The following is a 15,990-nucleotide window of genomic DNA, read 5'->3' on the forward strand; positions in this document are numbered from 1 at the left end:
AACAGAAACCTATGGTGAAGTTGCGCTCATTTCATTGGATTGGGTATCGGCAAGATTCGCATCGGGAGTTTCCGTGTTAGCAATCTTGACGAGTAAGCCGTTGCTGGCATTGGATAACTTGGTAAGGATAACTTTTTCACCCTGCTGCAATTGCCCCGATCGAATCAATACCAGAGTGCGGCCATCATCAGTGGTTTTTTCTCCAATGCGATCTACCTCGATCATTTGCATGCGTCCATCAACAATTTTAAAAATAGTATTTTCACCGTAAATAGCTTCAGCCGATACAGCAATGATGTTATCAACGGCAGGAAGGTCTAGTTGCAAGCGAATGGTGCTACCCAGGCTTAAACCTAAAGGCGTGGTATCAAAGCCAATGAAGGCATCTACGCCACCAGTACCTTCGCGGGTCTGGCCGGATACGCGAATGACCTTGCCATTTAGTCGAGCATTACCCAAGGTTATAGTGGCGGGAATTAACTCACCTTGCTGCAAATTATTTCGGACATTGAGAGCATAACGAGATGGTATTTGAGTGCGAACTTCAAGGGCTTTTGGATTTTGTAAGCGCATAAGTTCATCACCATTGCGAACCCTGTCACCAATTGAAATAGCTAAATCCGAAATAATACCCGAGAAAGGCGCAGTAATCGTTGCGCGTTCCAGATCGAGCTGTGCTTTGTCGCGCATTGCTGTAAAGCGGAGAATCTTTGCTTCCAGTTCGATGGTCCTGGTATTATTTTCAGCCACCTTAAATTCTGCCTGCTCTACCGATAGCTGTTGTCTGGTGAGGTTCTCGGTGGCGGAATCAAAATCATTGCGTGAGATAGACTTCTGATCATACAAGTTCTTGGAGCGCTTGTATTTTGACTGGGTGATATCAAGCAATACTTTTTCTTTATCATAGGCATTAACTAATTGTTTTTGTTTAACCAACGAGAGCTTGTACTGGGCAGTCGCCTCTTTTAAATCGGCTTCAGCGGTCATGAGGTTGAGCTGGGTATCGCGGGCATCCAGTTTTACTAGCGGGCTGCCCTTGGTGACGGTATCACCATCATTGATCAGCATTTCGATAACAACGGATTCAATAGCGGCCGATAGTTGCGCATCCTGGGGAGATTGAACTTGGCCAAATAGCATCAGGCTGGGGCTGTCAGAGGTGGGTACTACCGTTTGTACGTCAACCAACCATGACTTTTCTTGCTTTGGTGCCGGTGCTTGCTCGGATTTCGAAAAGATGAGTAAAAACATAATGCAAACAGCTGCAGCGACTATTTGCAGGGCTCGAGATGCAAGAAACTTCTCTTTAATTTTATACATAATCTTCTTCAGTGGTTATCGATTAAATACGGTGCCAGAGGAAATATAGATCAGTTCTGCATGTAAAGTTTAATTAACAATGGCTGTTATGGACTTTCTATCATACAAGCTTAAGTCATGCCTATCTCTAGCTAGCGACCTAAATGGCTAGCTATACAACAAGTTAATTTAGACTAATGCTAACGGATAAATTACTCCGATTATCATTAAAATATCCGGGCGCATCATTACTCATGAAATATAAAATACCGTCTTTATCGGCGGTAAATTCAAAGCCGTTGCCGATGAAGAACGGCAGCGACGTTTTGCCTATTTTCCCTATTAGCGCGCTGTGCGGGTAATTAGCTACTGTTTGCCCACCAATATCAAGACACAACAAGCTATAGCCGCCCTCGCCGTTAGCATCAGTCTCTTTGCATAAACCTCCCATCTGCCAGCGGCCGGAGCTGTTGATTAGGTAGTGCTCGCCTCGAATTATTTTTATACCAGAGCTTTGCCAGCGATCTATATTGGCGGCCACTGAGATGCGGACCTGCTTATCTGGCAATTGTGCCAGGATTTGACTCTCCTCTGCCTCCTGAAACCCCATTGCATCTTGTTTTGCTGCGGAACGGGCTTTGAAATCCATTCGGGAAGCATCGATAGCGCGCTCAATATTTTGCAGCCGACGTTGTTCAGCTTGCTGCTGTTGTATTTCTGCCTGGCGTTGCTGCTCGCGGACTTGTTGTTGCAGCCGTTTATTTTCCTCAGCAATTTTACGTTGTTGTTCTTGTTCTTTGGCGCGCTGTGCTTGTAATTCTTGCTGTAACTGATCACTGCGCTCTTGCTCAGCTTCTTTAGGTTGGGCAATGTCTAGGCCAGTAGGCGGCTCATTTATATGGCTGGAATTTTGTTGCGCCGCAATGGGCTCTGCTGCAGGGATGGCCTCTTTTGCAGCTTGTTTGGATACCGGAAATTCTTGACCAGGATTTAGATAAAAATAACCTGCAACGCCTACTAGCAAAAGCAATGCTGGTATTAAAAATACTGGTTTAACTGAGTAGCTGTTGCTAGTGGTGGATGAGCTTGCCTTGATTTTATTAGCAGGCAAAATTTGTGTGGAAGATAATTCCGACCCTGTTGTTGGAAAATAGCTGGCCCACTCGGCAATTGTTTGCGGCCTGTCCGCAGGTTTAAACTCAATAGCCCGGTCTATTGCTCGCAAAAATTGACTGGAATATTGTCCTTTACTACTTGATAGTGCAGTCGTGTGGGACTCGCTTTTATTATCAAGTATCAGCTTACTTCTATCGACCGCATTGGTTAAGGCTTGGCCAGTGACAGCTCTATAAAGCGTGGCGCCCAAGCCATAAATGTCAGTCCAGGGGCCCTGCTCGTCACCATCGGAATAATATTGCTCCATAGGTGCGTAGCCCGGTGTTACCAATACAGTAAGGGCCTTGGACTCGCCGGAAAGTGATTGTCGGGCAGAGCCGAAGTCCAATAAAACCGGGCTGCCATCGTTACGAATATAAATATTATCCGGCTTAATATCGCGGTGGATAAAGTGATGATTATGTACCAGCTGCAAGCCATCCATTAATTGACTAGTCATACTCAGCAACGTTTCTTCATCAAAGCTTGTCTGCCGGTTTAAAATATCCTGTAAACTTTCACCATATTCGTAGGGCATGACCATATAACCGGTGCCATGCTCTTCAAAAACAGCGTGAACTTTAACAATGTTGGGGTGCTCAAATTTTGAGAGTGTCCGGCCTTCGGACATAAAGCGCTCTAGCCCCCATGCAAAAATGGATTGATTCTCTTCTGAAGAGGCTGATACTAAAAAGTTGCTATCACGATGGGCAAACTCGGTGGGTAGATACTCCTTTATCGCGACCTCCCTGTCCAAATTAAGGTCTTGTGCCAGATAGGTTATGCCAAAGCCGCCCTGCCCCAGAATAGATGTAATTTGATACCAATGTAATTTGTAGCCTGCTGGCAAGGCGTTTTTATTATTAGCAGGTGACATCCTTTATCCCGTTGCTTAATGAATGTTAAAAATTTTTTATTCCACCACTCAATCCTGACGATTATATACTTTGTATTCTAGCTACGGATCCTGAGATTTATCGATAGCTTTTTTGTCACTCAGGATACCCGTATGAACCGCGTCAGGAAAAACAGGTAGCTCCTTTTCACTGTTAAAGAACTGTTTGACCTTATTGATAATAGCCTTAATAGCGCGAATTATTTTTGGCAGCAGCCATATAACCAACAGAATGAATACAGCCATTATTACCAGGAAAATAATAGGATGGTTTAATGCGGCCCATAAACCTGCAATGACTAAAATGTCTTCAGAAAACGACGCCGCCCAGTTACTAAAGGGCTCCGGCGAGGTGTTAATAATGGCACGTGTTCCAGCTTTGGTGAAGTGGCTACTGGCAGCAAGGCCGCCGCCCATAATGCCGGCAGCAACTTCTAAGGCCGGAGTGACATCACCCACCGCGCCGACAGCAAGCATTGCTCCGGCTGGAATACGAATAAATGTGTGGATGGTATCCCAGCCAGAATCAACGCCGGGTGTTTTATCGATAAAGAACTCTGCAAAATACATTGCGCCTGCAGCCATTATTACCAGTGGATCTTGTAATACTTGCAGCTCTGCAGGTAACGCGATATTACCTGTTGCTCCACCTATACCCAGTACGAGTAAGGCGGCATAGAGATTTATGCCACTAGCCCATGAGACCCCCATAGTTAATGCAATGGTAGCTATTAAAGCGTCATAAGTTTCCATAGTCTTCCCGCACAGATTAATGGCTAAGTTAATGATAGCTTTGACTACAGTAACATTGCCAAGTTGCACTCGCCATAGGATAAAGCGCAGCAATATGAGCTAACTAGTCGCTAATGGAGGTCCAGGTAGGCAGCTGGGCGCTATAGCGGAATCTCATTATGCCTATAGTAGCGTTGGTTAAAAGGTAGATGCAATAAGCGATGCTTCCTGGACCAGAGGGTTAAAGGATATTCCAACGGGTAGCTTGGGTAATAGCTTCTAATGCGGCAGTACCGGCGTGAGAATTGCCATTGCTGTTTAAACAGGGAGACCAGACAGTAATTGCAGCAACATTGGGTACTACTGCAACGATGCCCCCGCCTACTCCGCTTTTGCCTGGCAATCCAACGCGAAACGCGAAGTCACCGGATGCATCATAATGGCCGCACAACATCATAATAGAGTTAATCCGTCTTGCGCGTTGCGGACTGACCACTTGTTTGCCTGTGACCGGGTCCTTGCCCTCATTTGCTAAAAACAAAAAGCTACGTGCAAGTTGTTCGCAGTTCATCGAGATTGCACAATGATGGCAATAAGCTTTGACTACTTCACTGACATCGCAGCGAATGTTATTAAAGCTTTTCATAAATTCTGCAAGGCTGATATTACGATGCGCGGTATTTAACTCTGACTGGGCCACTTCGGCATCTATTTTGACAGTGTCATCGTTAGCCAGAGTTTGTATAAACGACAATATTTCACTGACGCAATTATCTGACGAGGATTTTTCAAGTAGTACATCGGTAACCGCTAAAGCCCCGGCATTAATTAATGGGTTTCTTGGTATGCCTAACTCCTTTTCCAGTTGCACAATCGAATTGAAAGCACTGCCCGAGGGCTCACGGCCAACGCGAAGCCATAGTTGATCGCCGAGTTTGTTTAGTGCCAGTGTCAAGGCAAAAACTTTTGAAATACTTTGAATCGAAAAAGGTTCTGTGGCATCGCCGTAACGAAATATTTCACCTTCAACAGTCACAATCGCTGCACCAAACTTGTTAGGATTTATGCGTGCCAATGCTGGTATATAATTTGCTGTTTTACCTATAGCAATCTCTTTACGAACAGAATCACAGGCTTGCGATAAAATCTGCTGAAGGTGTTTCATTTTAATTTATTGTGGCCACTGCAGCGGCAATAGTTTGTCGAAGGCTTCTTCCATCAGCTTATTCCAGGACAGCCTAAGGTCTTTCATGTATTCGTTATGCTCATCAAGGAGTAAATAGCGACCTGATTGCAATGATCCATTCATGATTTCGCACAATTCAATGGGGGGGCCTACCGTTAGATTACTACGGATGGTCGCATCCATAGAAACCAGGCCACAGAGTACTGCCCGATCAGTAGACATGGTCGGCTGAATAACCCGGTCCAGAATTGGCTTGCCATACTTGGCTTCACCTATCTGTAGGTAAGGCACCTGCGACGAGCTGGCAATAAAATTACCTGCTGAATAAATCATATACAGGCCACTGGCCGACCCCAGTATTTCGCCAGCTAACAAAAAGGTAGTTTCAAATGCAGGGCCACCACCGGTATTTTGTTTCTGGCAGGCAACGTTTAATCCACCGATATATTCGGCTGCTTGATGCATATCAATGACTGTTTGCAGGTTGATCGGCGCCTTGGTTTTAATATCTCGTTCCAGAATTGCAATAACGGCCTGAGTGGTTGCGAGATTACCGGCACTGCATAATACAAACTGACGCTGGCCTGGTACGCTGTATCGCCACATTTTACTGTAGGTACTAATGTTATCTACCCCTGCACTGGTGCGAGAGTCAGACATCATAATGATGCCCTGATCAATTTTTATACCTAAACAATAGGTCACTGCTTTCTCCAAATGTCATGACTAAGCGAATAAGTCATTCTGTAAACGATAGTGTAAGTGGTTACTGAATCCAGCTTTAAGCGTTTTATACACATAGGCTAAATCGGCGCTGATTATATTCCAGCTTTAGCCTCAGGTCTCAAGATAATTCACTATTGCGGCGCTGTTTGGGCAACAAGATTAACATTAGCTTGATTGTCTGGCCCTTCTGCCGCAGCAATTTCCAAAGCAATAACCACAGAACCGACAGTAGGCCTTAAGTCACCTTCGGCAGTGAAAGGCCGTATATAGCCTTTTTTATCAATCTCAAAAAGGAATAATCGGGTTTGCTGGTATTTATCAAGATACATATCCCAGGTAAACGCCTCGGTCAGGGTTGTACTTTTTAGCTCCCCACCACGCCCAACTTTATTGACTAACTCTGTGTAGGTAGCCTCCTTTCCGAATAATGGATTGCCATGATAACTACCACCGACTTTGTGTTTATTGGTTTTATTATTATCCAGGGATGAGGCCAGGCTAAAAATTCGTTCACTGCCGAAATCAGCACGAAAATGCACAGCGGCAATCACGTTAACATAGCGCTGTCTGGACATAGCTAACAAACCGCCTATGCCGCTTAAATCAAGGTGAATGTCAGCATGCTCTGAAATAGGGTTACCATAATACGTTTCAAGGCCATCCATACGCGCTTGCCTTATATGCTCCCAATTAGAGTCGGCAAGCACACATCGAAAATCATATTTAATAAGCTCTTTGGCGACCGCTCTGGAGAATGCATTGGCACCAACAATTAAAAACCCTTTTGCTGGTGGCTCCGCCACACCCAACCATTTGGCAAGAAAGCGAGCTGTTGAGCTTTGCAATACCACAGTACCAATAATCATGAAAAATGTCAGCGGCACCAAAAGCGCGGCCTCCTGAAAGCCTGCTGCAACTAACTTGTCAGCAAAAATTGCTGAAATCGCCGCAGCGACAATCCCTCTGGGAGCGATCCATGCCAACAGCCCTCGCTCCTGCCATGTTATATCAAGCCCAAGCGTGCTCACTAGAATTTTTATGGGGCGAGCAATAAATTGCAGTACAAACAACAATGCTAATGCGGGCCAGAACAATGTTGCCAGTTGCTGCAAATCTATACGTGCAGCCAAAAGAATGAATAACATTGAAATGAGCAGCAGGGTTAAGTTCTCTTTAAAATTTAGTATTGAATGAATTTGAACGTCTTGCTTATTTGCCAGCCACATTCCCATCACAGTGACAGTAATTAAGCCAGACTCATGCTGAATTGCATTCGTTGCAGTAAAGGCGATCAGCACTAAACTTAAGGTCGCCAAATTTTGTAGATACTCAGGAATTAAACTGCGTGAAAGTAAGTGACCCAGTATGAACCCCCCTAGAATGCCGCCAATTAATCCAGTAGCAATAGTGCCTAAAAATAGCCAAATAACATGGCCTATAGCGGGCTGTTCAATACTTGCCAGAATAAATTCATATGTCATTACCGCCATTAATGCGCCAATAGGATCTATTGCTATGCCTTCCCAACGTAAAATATTGGCAACCTTTTGAGTAGGTCTAACCGAGCGCAGCATAGGTACAATAACGGTAGGCCCGGTAACGATAACAATCGCACCAAACAAGGCGCTGATTTGCCAGGAAAAATCAAATATATAATGTGTCGCGCCAGCAACAATAACCCAGGTAAATAGAGCACCAATGGTAATCATCCGCTGGACAATTTTACCCACTCCTTTAAGCTCATTAAAATTAAGGGTTAGGCTACCCTCAAACAATATGATGGCAACCGATAGCGATACCATTGGCATTAATAAATCGCCAAACATCTCATCGGGATTTACCCATGACATGACGGGGCCTGCAACCAAGCCGGCAATCAGTAAAAATAAAATAGCGGGTAGTTTTATTCGCCATGCCAACCACTGGCACAGCATAGCCACAATTAATATGACAGCGATAATCAGCTCTAAAGGCATTGCAATCCTATATGCGTGATTTAAATCAATGGATGATAGCGGCTATTGCTCCGTACATTATCAATCTTGACTACGCTGCCAAGAGTAACTGAAATGCCCCGGCTTTACTATTTACAAAAAACTTCATTTAGGGTTAGGCGAAGCGCATCAATTGTTGACCTTTTCGGCTATGGATACAGCAGCGCCGAATTTTATAAGCGAGGTCTAGGCGACTAAGCGCAATAGCCAGCTCGATATTTTTCTTACATTAACCGGATTTAAATTTATTTACTGGCTGCGACTTTCGAGCAATCCAGAATATCATTGGTAATATCCACATAGCGCGCCTGGTATCTTTCTGTAGTCTAGCCATAGCAATCACGCCGTTCATCGGGGTGGATTGTTTGTCCAAAAAAACGAGTTACCTTGTATTGGCATGGGCAAGTGCTAATAGCATTGGAGAAAAATAGAATTAGCCGGCAAAGGACTGCATTATTAATTCAAATGACCGCTTTCGGTCAGCAAGGTAATACATATTGGTCACCAGCATCACCTCATTTACATTAAAGCGTTGCGCCAAAGAGTTAATGGTCAAATGGACTTGTTCGGGGGTACCAACCGCGCGGTTAGTTGAGCGGCTGCGGATAAACGCCTGCAGTTGTGCATCTATAGTGACGGATTGCGCTTGCTCCGGGGTTAAAAAAGAGCCGTTGACCTGCCCGGTCACAAACCGATAAAAATTAATATCATGCGTGAGTTGTAGTGCTTTGGCATGTTGTTCAGTATCGGCACAAAACACACTGATCGTTAGAATGCTATAAGGCTCAGCTTGCAGCTTGCTGGGCTCAAACCGCTGCTGATAATAAGACAGTAAACCTGGGTCAACCTGAGGGTTAATAAAGGCAGCCAGGTTATAAGGTAGCCCCCGTTGCGCGGCCAGTATTGCACTATCAGGACTAGAACCCAGCATCCATAACGGCAAGTCTGCTGGCGGCCTTGGACTGACCAGCGGCTGTGTGTGTTGATCCCATAGGTAGTGACTAAGTTTTTCCACCTGTTCAGGAAAGGCATGAAATTTAGGCTGCCCGTCCGTCGCCAGAGCTCTGGCAGTTGCCATATCTGCACCAGGCGCACGACCAACCCCTAGATCAATGCGGTCAGGGTATAAATTTGCCAGCAGTGAAAACACTTCAGCAACTTTATAGGGGCTGTAGTGTGGCAGCATGATGCCGCCAGAGCCTAATCGAATTGACTGGGTCGCGGCGCCTAGTGCAGCAAGTAAAACTTCAGGCGCACTGCCAGCAACCGAGGGGAAGGCGTGATGCTCTGAAATCCAAAAACGTTCATAGCCAAGTTGCTCACACCAGCGCGCCATTTCAATGGTTTCTTGCAAAGCAGTGGCTGATTGATCGGCACCGCGAGCTAATGATTGATCTAATACAGAAAGTTTTAGAGGCATTTGGCAGGTCTGAAAATATAAGGCAGTGAGAATGCGCGGGCCTGAAGCTTGCGTCGCTACATTAATTGTTTATCTTGATATTAAAGAGCATAAAAAAGTAACTGGATTATTATGCTATAAAATACATTGGGAATTAAAATCGCATCGTCAGATACGCCTCTAAAGCCGTGAAGTCCCAACCAAAAGCGCCATCCCAATCAGGGTCATCGGCAGCTACATTTAAACTGAATGAAGCCAGCGATAATCCAAGCCCAATATTATTGGTTACATAATAGTTGGTGCGTATTTGGGCACTGTAGATATCCCCATTATAATCACCTATAGAGGCTTCGAAATAGCGTAAGTTAGCCGCAAGATCCCAGTTGCGACCCAGCTGATAAGTGGCTGAAATGCCTATCAGTGGCAGTGGCGCTTCTGCGCTTACCTTATTTTTGTAATCATCCTGAATGGCTACAACACCTTCCTCATTCATGATTAGCCCGCTGGCCTCAAGACTAAAATCAAGGCTAAGCCAATAAATACCTGTCGATAAACCGGCTTCAAATTTATCACTGCGGTAAAAGCTGTAAGTATAATTAATATCGAATATATCGATTTCTGACTTAGCAGTAACTACACCATCGGCAAAGATGACGGTATCTTGAAACTCAATATCTTCATCCAGGATCGCTGTACTATCACGATTAATGGGTGTGTATTGCATGCTAAGACGATGTTTATCTGCGAAACGCCAGGCCACTTTAATGACATTTATATTTGTCTCATCATCAAAGTTTAGGTCGTCTTCCAAATCAATTTTGGTGCCACGGGAGCTGCCATTGACCTTAATATCTGAATTAAATTGATTGAGTGAGCTTCCAATATCAATAACGAAAGTTTCATCTCCTGAAGCTGATGCGGGGTTCGACGATAAAAAACTCGTGCAAATAGCAGTCAACAGCATAAGGTTGAATCGTTTGTTATTTTTCATCTATTTATCCTTAAAGCGCTTCTGTGGTCGTGCAAGCTTGGCGTCCAATATTACAATGGTAACAGGTATGCGGCCATCATTAACGATGCGCGCCAGTAATTACACCCTAGCAAGAAATAAAAAAATGAAGAGTCCAAGAGCGCCTAGGAGCTATGCCTAGTGGTGCTCAGACCAACATACTTATGTTCAATTTGCTAACGTACTTTCGATTATCATGTGCGCGTGCATCTGTATATTGCTGCAGCATAACCCGCTTTGTTGGTCCACTTCTATAGCTACAACCAGATGTTATTGACCGTTATCACGATCATTAAAGCAGCTGCTTCAACCTCATGCATCCCTGGTTATCGATGTGTGCAACAGCGATGGCAAGCAATGGGTGTACGCCATAATACTGAGGAAATTTATCGCCCCCAACGTAGCACTTAATGATGTACACAAGAGCCATTGTGAAGAGTCGTTGCGTCACACTGTTAGCGCATTGTCATGCGCCATTCTTGAATGGCCTGTGCCGAACTGAGGCGCACCCGGTCAGTGCCCACTAGATTAACCTATATATCAACAACTTAGCGGCTAAATCTAAAGTGATCATAAAGAAGTTAAGAGCTAAAGTAATTTAGTTAAAGTGATTTCTAGGTCGTTGGAAATTAGAGTCTTCCCATGAATGACAGTGATCACCGGGTGGCTTGCAGCGGCAAGCGACCCTAACCGATAGCCTCTAATTCCCTGCTTTCAAGCCTATAGTCATATTAAATACCGGCTGATCGGGCTGGTGGTCATAGCGGTCAGCGGTGTAATACCCTTCTCGTTCAAACTGAAAAGACTGCTCTGGATTAGCATCAGCCAAGGCAGGCTCTACCCAGCAATCCGTCAATACCTGCAAAGATTGATGATTTAAATGCTGCATAAAGTTTTCTTCACCACGATCAGGTGCCTCGTGGTTAAACAGGCGGTCATAGACTCTAACAGTGGCTTTGCGACCATGACTGGCAGATACCCAATGAATAACACCGCGAGGTCTGACGCCTTCCGGCGGGTCTTCGCCAACGGTATTTGGAACCAGACTGGCTTCGATGACCATGATCGTTTCATTTTCATCCTTAACGACGTTGTCCGCCTTAATGACATAGGCACTGCGCAAACGAACATATTCACCTAACACCAAGCGTTTAAATTTTTACGGCTGAGGGTGGTATCTTCAGTAAAGTCGGCGCGATCAATATAGAGTTCCTGAGTGAATGGCAGCTCTCGCGTACCCATAGCTTCTTTGTTTGGATGCACTGGTGCCTTCATAGCCTGCACGTCACCGGTAATATGCTCAGCAAAATTTGTAATCACTACTTTGACCGGGTCTAGTACACACATTGCACGACCAGCGGACTCATTAAGGTCTTCACGAATAAAAAATTCCAGCTGTGCCATATCGACCACGCCATCAGTTTTTGCCACCGCCAGGCTGTGACAAAAATTGCGGACGGCTGCTGCACTGTAACCACGTCTGCGCATACCGGAAATCGTCGGCATACGCGGGTCATCCCAGCCGCTGACAATCTTGTCGTCCACTAATTGCTTAAGCTTACGCTTACTGGTTACGGTGTAGTTAATATTCAGGCGGCCAAACTCATATTGGCGAGGTGTTGAAGGTACAGGCAAGTGCGCAATAAACCATTCATATAAAGGGCGATGATCGGCAAACTCAAGCGTACAAATAGAGTGGGTTACACCTTCGATTGCATCTTCCTGACCATGGGCAAAATCATAGGAAGGATAGATACACCACTTATCGCCGGTTTGGTGGTGAGATTGTTTACGGATACGATAAATAATCGGGTCGCGCAAATTCATATTAGGGGATGCCATATCAATTTTGGCGCGCAATACACAGGCGCCCTCAGCCAGCTCTCCCGCCCGCATTTTTTCAAATTGCACCAGATTTTCTTCAACAGTGCGATCTCGAAAGGGCTGTTTTTACCCGGCTCGGTAGCCCAGCCCCGATATTGGCTAGCTTGTTCAGGGCTCAGGTCACAGACATAAGCATCACCTTGCTGAATTAAATGCAGCGCCCATTGATAAAACTGATCAAAATAATCCGAGGCATAACACACCTGTCCTGCCCACTTGAATCCCAGCCAGCTGACGTCCTCTTTTATCGCATCAACATACTCCTGCTCTTCCTTGGCAGGATTGGTGTCATCAAAACGCAGGTTACATTCGCCATCAAACGTTTCTGCCAAACCAAAGTTTAAACAGATGGATTTAGCGTGACCAATATGCAGATAACCGTTAGGCTCCGGCGGGAAGCGAGTGACGACTTTGTTAACGCGTTGCTCGGCCAGATCCTGCTTGATAATGCTCTCAATAAAATTATCAGCTTTGGCACTTTCTGCGGGTGTATTACTCATTGAATATGGATATCCATGTACTAGGTCTAAATAGACGGGCTTTTGTCACTGACAGATTCCCTGCTGCTTTTAAAGCAATAGGGTTCCGCCCGACAGGCAAAACACTTATTATAGCTTTTTTATTTGGCAACACACCTATCAAAAGTACGAATCACGCCACCAAACTTACAAGGTAGAGAGAATATGGTTATTTTTAAAACAAACTACGGTGATTTCACCATCGAGCTGGATTATGACAAGGCACCGAAGACTGCAGCGAACTTTGAGCAGTATGTAAAAGACGGCTATTACGACGGCACTATTTTCCACCGTGTCATTGATAATTTTATGGTCCAGGGTGGCGGTTTTGAGCCCGGGATGAAACAGAAAGAAACCCGTGAACAAATCGAAAACGAAGCGGATAACGGCTTAAAAAATACCGTTGGCACTTTGGCCATGGCTCGCACTATGGACCCTCACTCGGCCAGTGCGCAATTTTTCATCAATGTAAAGGACAACGATTTTCTCAACCACACGGGTAAAAACTCTCAGGGCTGGGGCTATGCAGTGTTCGGCAAAATCACCGATGGCATGGACGTAGTTAATAAAATCAAGGGAGTAGACACTACCTCCAAGGGCGGCCATCAAGATGTTCCCGCTGAAGATGTTATTGTTGAATCGGCAGTATTGGCTGACTAAGTACTAGCATGACTACGCTATTTATTTCAGACTTGCATCTGGACCCATGCGCCCGGCAGTCACCCGGGCGTTTTTGGATCTACTCACCCAGCAAGCACCAACAGCAGATGCCTTGTATATCCTTGGTGATTTTTTTGAGGTGTGGCTGGGTGACGATGATACTTCGGCGTTGATAGAACAAGTCATTGCAGCGCTGCGTCATTGTGCTAGCGATGGCACCAGAATATATATCATGCATGGAAATCGTGATTTTCTGATTGGCGAAGTGTTCTGCCAGAAAACAGGCTGCACCTTGTTAGCAGATCCCACTGTGATTAATCTCTATGGCAGGCAGGTGCTGTTGGCACATGGCGATGCGTTGTGCACAGATGATACGGACTATATGGCCTTTCGTCAGCAATGTCGTTCGCCGCAATGGCAGGCAGATTTACTATCACAGCCATTAGCCGTGCGACGGCAGTTAGCCGAGCAGTTGCGGATGCAAAGCAAGCAGGCTAATAGCAACAAGGCCGAAGATATTATGGATGTTAATAGTCAGGCTGTTCAGTGCTTGCTAAATGATTACAACACCGAAGTGTTAATTCATGGGCACACTCACCGCCCCGCCATTCACCAGTTAACTGTAGGCGACACTCTGTGTCAGCGCATTGTTCTGGGTGATTGGGATCAACATGCATGGGTGTTAAATTATCCAGCTGATCATAACTTTGAATTGCGCCAATACCCGATTGTAAAATAAGCTAGCGTTAAATAACTTTCTGAGGAATGAGTATGTCTAATAGTAATAAAACGATTATAAAAATTATCTCCATTGCTTTTTGTGCTCTGTTAGCGGCTGGTACAGCCTATGGTGATTCATCGAAAACTATCATCAAACACCGACAAGGAGTAATGGAAGCAATCGGCGGTCATTTTGGTGCCGCTTTTTCAACCATGAAAGGTATGGACCAATTCAGCGGCAATCAACAGTTTCATGCTGAATCTATAGCACGCCTAGCCAAAATTTCTGTAGAAACATTTCCTGCGGGGAGTGGCAAAGGAAAAACCAAAGCGTTACCAGCCATATGGGAGCAGCCAGAAGTATTTAAAGCGGCGATGGATGAATTTCTGCTAAATGCCGATGCCTTTGCTGTAGCATCAACAAAGGATATGGCGACATACGGTGCTGCCGCCCAAGCACTGGGTAAATCCTGCAAGAACTGCCATGATGATTTTAAAGATAAATAAAATCAGAGCGACTCTAGTGTAATCAGAGTGTAGGTTATGGCTATAGCTACCCCTGAAATTACCAGTAGTCGCAGCAATGACATAGGTTGAGCTGCGGCTGCCTGGATGTCGATTTTTTTGGACCCGATGATCATTGGCAGCGTTAGATTTTTTTACGCCAAAAGTGATAAAAAGCAATAGCGAGAATATGCATCGCAATTAAGAGTAATATCATCCTGAAATTGCCGGCGTGAATACTGCTGGCAATACTCACCCAGCTATCGTCAACCCAATACACCCAAGGGCCTTCATAAAAAATGTCGTCCGTGGTCATCAGTCCGCTGAGTGCCTGCGCGGATAGAATAACTAGCATAAATACCACCATCCACGATCCTGGCGGATTGTGTCCGGTGAAATTTTGTTTGCTGCGCCAGTAGGCTGCGACAGATTTAATAGACAAGTGAAAGTGTTTAAAATGCCCGTAGTCCTGGCCAAATATGCCAGTAAGCAAACGAAATATTAGCAAGCCAATAACAACATAACCGCTATAAAAATGTATAGGCATCCAATCTGGTTCGGCAATCAAGCCGGTAGTGAGTGATAAAGTCACCGCTAGCACAAGAGCCCAGTGAAATAGTCGTGTATGGATATCCCAAACGAGGATGGATGATGTAGTCATAATCGTAATCTATGTTTTTATCCTGCGGAATCAATGTCAGCGCTAGCTTGTCAACGGTCCGCTATGAAAACGAAATTCGGTATCAGGTTTAAGTACCAGGGTTTTTTCCAGCTCCGCATAATATGCCACTCGCTCATCAATAGCGGTATCCGAATACTTCCTGGCTAAATTCAAATAGTCAAGAAAGTGTCGCGACTCGGACTTTAACAGCGATAAATAAAATAATTGCAATTCTGGATCCAGATGTGGTGCAATTTTAGCAAAGCGCTCACAGGAACGAGCTTCGATAAACGCACCTATAATTAATGAGTCAATTAATTTGGCAGGCTCATGAGTGCGGAAACCTACGCGCATCTCGCTAGCATAGCGTGACGAGGTAAGTTGCACATATTCAATGTCACGCTTTTTTAAAATCAGAATAACCTGTTCAAAATGGCGTAGTTCTTCTCTTGCAAGCCGTGACATTTTGTTTAATAAATCATATTTTTCCACATAGCGATAAATCATATTGATTGCAGTAGACGCTGCTTTTTTTTCACAGTTGGCGTGATCAATCAACATAATGTCTTGATTTTCAAGCGCGGTTTCAACCCAGCTATCGGGTGTTTCGCAAAGCAAAAAGTTATTTATAGCTGTAAGATCTTGCAT

13 protein-coding genes and 1 pseudogene are annotated in these 15,990 nt (G+C 44.9%); 3 read left to right on the forward strand and 11 right to left on the reverse strand.

Features of this window, described 5'->3' with window-relative positions; translation table 11 throughout:
* Positions 1–9: 9 nt before the first annotated feature.
* From UNITIG_RS16695 to UNITIG_RS16735, 9 genes and pseudogenes are all read right to left on the reverse strand, one after another.
* Complete coding sequence (locus UNITIG_RS16695) at positions 10–1,320, reverse strand: efflux RND transporter periplasmic adaptor subunit (RefSeq protein ID WP_101759515.1); 1,311 nt, start codon at positions 1,318–1,320, stop codon at positions 10–12.
* 163 nt (positions 1,321–1,483) lie between these two features.
* The gene (locus UNITIG_RS16700) at positions 1,484–3,331 is read right to left on the reverse strand and encodes a serine/threonine-protein kinase (RefSeq protein WP_101759516.1); all 1,848 of its coding nucleotides are present in this window, start codon (positions 3,329–3,331) and stop codon (positions 1,484–1,486) included.
* 81 nt (positions 3,332–3,412) lie between these two features.
* Complete coding sequence (locus UNITIG_RS16705) at positions 3,413–4,102, reverse strand: DUF4126 domain-containing protein (protein ID WP_101759627.1); 690 nt, start codon at positions 4,100–4,102, stop codon at positions 3,413–3,415.
* Between the two features lie 220 nt (positions 4,103–4,322).
* Positions 4,323–5,246: a glutaminase gene (locus tag UNITIG_RS16710; RefSeq protein WP_101759517.1), complete on the reverse strand. Its 924-nt coding sequence runs from the start codon at positions 5,244–5,246 to the stop codon at positions 4,323–4,325.
* A gap of 6 nt (positions 5,247–5,252) precedes the next feature.
* The gene (locus tag UNITIG_RS16715; RefSeq protein ID WP_101759518.1) at positions 5,253–5,972 is read right to left on the reverse strand and encodes a peptidase; all 720 of its coding nucleotides are present in this window, start codon (positions 5,970–5,972) and stop codon (positions 5,253–5,255) included.
* A gap of 152 nt (positions 5,973–6,124) precedes the next feature.
* Positions 6,125–7,969, reverse strand: coding sequence for a sodium:proton antiporter (locus tag UNITIG_RS16720; protein ID WP_101759519.1), 1,845 nt, complete (start codon positions 7,967–7,969; stop codon positions 6,125–6,127).
* A gap of 451 nt (positions 7,970–8,420) precedes the next feature.
* Complete coding sequence (locus UNITIG_RS16725) at positions 8,421–9,407, reverse strand: LLM class flavin-dependent oxidoreductase (RefSeq protein ID WP_101759520.1); 987 nt, start codon at positions 9,405–9,407, stop codon at positions 8,421–8,423.
* Between the two features lie 133 nt (positions 9,408–9,540).
* Positions 9,541–10,377, reverse strand: coding sequence for a hypothetical protein (locus UNITIG_RS16730; RefSeq protein WP_101759521.1), 837 nt, complete (start codon positions 10,375–10,377; stop codon positions 9,541–9,543).
* A 718-nt stretch (positions 10,378–11,095) separates the two neighbouring features.
* Positions 11,096–12,779 (reverse strand): annotated as a pseudogene (locus UNITIG_RS16735) (glutamine--tRNA ligase/YqeY domain fusion protein).
* Positions 12,780–12,962: 183 nt separating this feature from the next.
* Here UNITIG_RS16735 and UNITIG_RS16740 point away from each other — a divergent pair.
* Genes UNITIG_RS16740 through UNITIG_RS16750 form a run of 3 tightly spaced genes read left to right on the forward strand, consistent with a single transcriptional unit; the run spans position 12,963 to position 14,684 of the window.
* Positions 12,963–13,457: a peptidylprolyl isomerase gene (locus UNITIG_RS16740; protein ID WP_101759522.1), complete on the forward strand. Its 495-nt coding sequence runs from the start codon at positions 12,963–12,965 to the stop codon at positions 13,455–13,457.
* A gap of 46 nt (positions 13,458–13,503) precedes the next feature.
* On the forward strand, positions 13,504–14,196 hold the full coding sequence (locus UNITIG_RS16745) for a UDP-2,3-diacylglucosamine diphosphatase (RefSeq protein WP_235015465.1): 693 nt from the start codon (positions 13,504–13,506) through the stop codon (positions 14,194–14,196).
* A 32-nt stretch (positions 14,197–14,228) separates the two neighbouring features.
* Positions 14,229–14,684 (forward strand): cytochrome c, encoded by a 456-nt coding sequence (locus tag UNITIG_RS16750; RefSeq protein ID WP_159931186.1) that lies wholly within the window; start codon positions 14,229–14,231, stop codon positions 14,682–14,684.
* A 142-nt stretch (positions 14,685–14,826) separates the two neighbouring features.
* Here the strand turns inward: UNITIG_RS16750 and UNITIG_RS16755 are convergent, their stop codons facing one another.
* Both UNITIG_RS16755 and UNITIG_RS16760 read right to left on the reverse strand, forming a co-directional pair.
* Entirely contained in the window at positions 14,827–15,342 is a 516-nt protein-coding gene (locus tag UNITIG_RS16755) for a cytochrome b/b6 domain-containing protein (protein ID WP_101759524.1), read from the reverse strand.
* Between the two features lie 42 nt (positions 15,343–15,384).
* Complete coding sequence (locus UNITIG_RS16760) at positions 15,385–15,990, reverse strand: tRNA-(ms[2]io[6]A)-hydroxylase (RefSeq protein ID WP_101759525.1); 606 nt, start codon at positions 15,988–15,990, stop codon at positions 15,385–15,387.

The sequence above is a fragment of the Oceanicoccus sp. KOV_DT_Chl genome, from assembly GCF_900120175.1.
GTDB lineage: Bacteria > Pseudomonadota > Gammaproteobacteria > Pseudomonadales > Dasaniaceae > Oceanicoccus.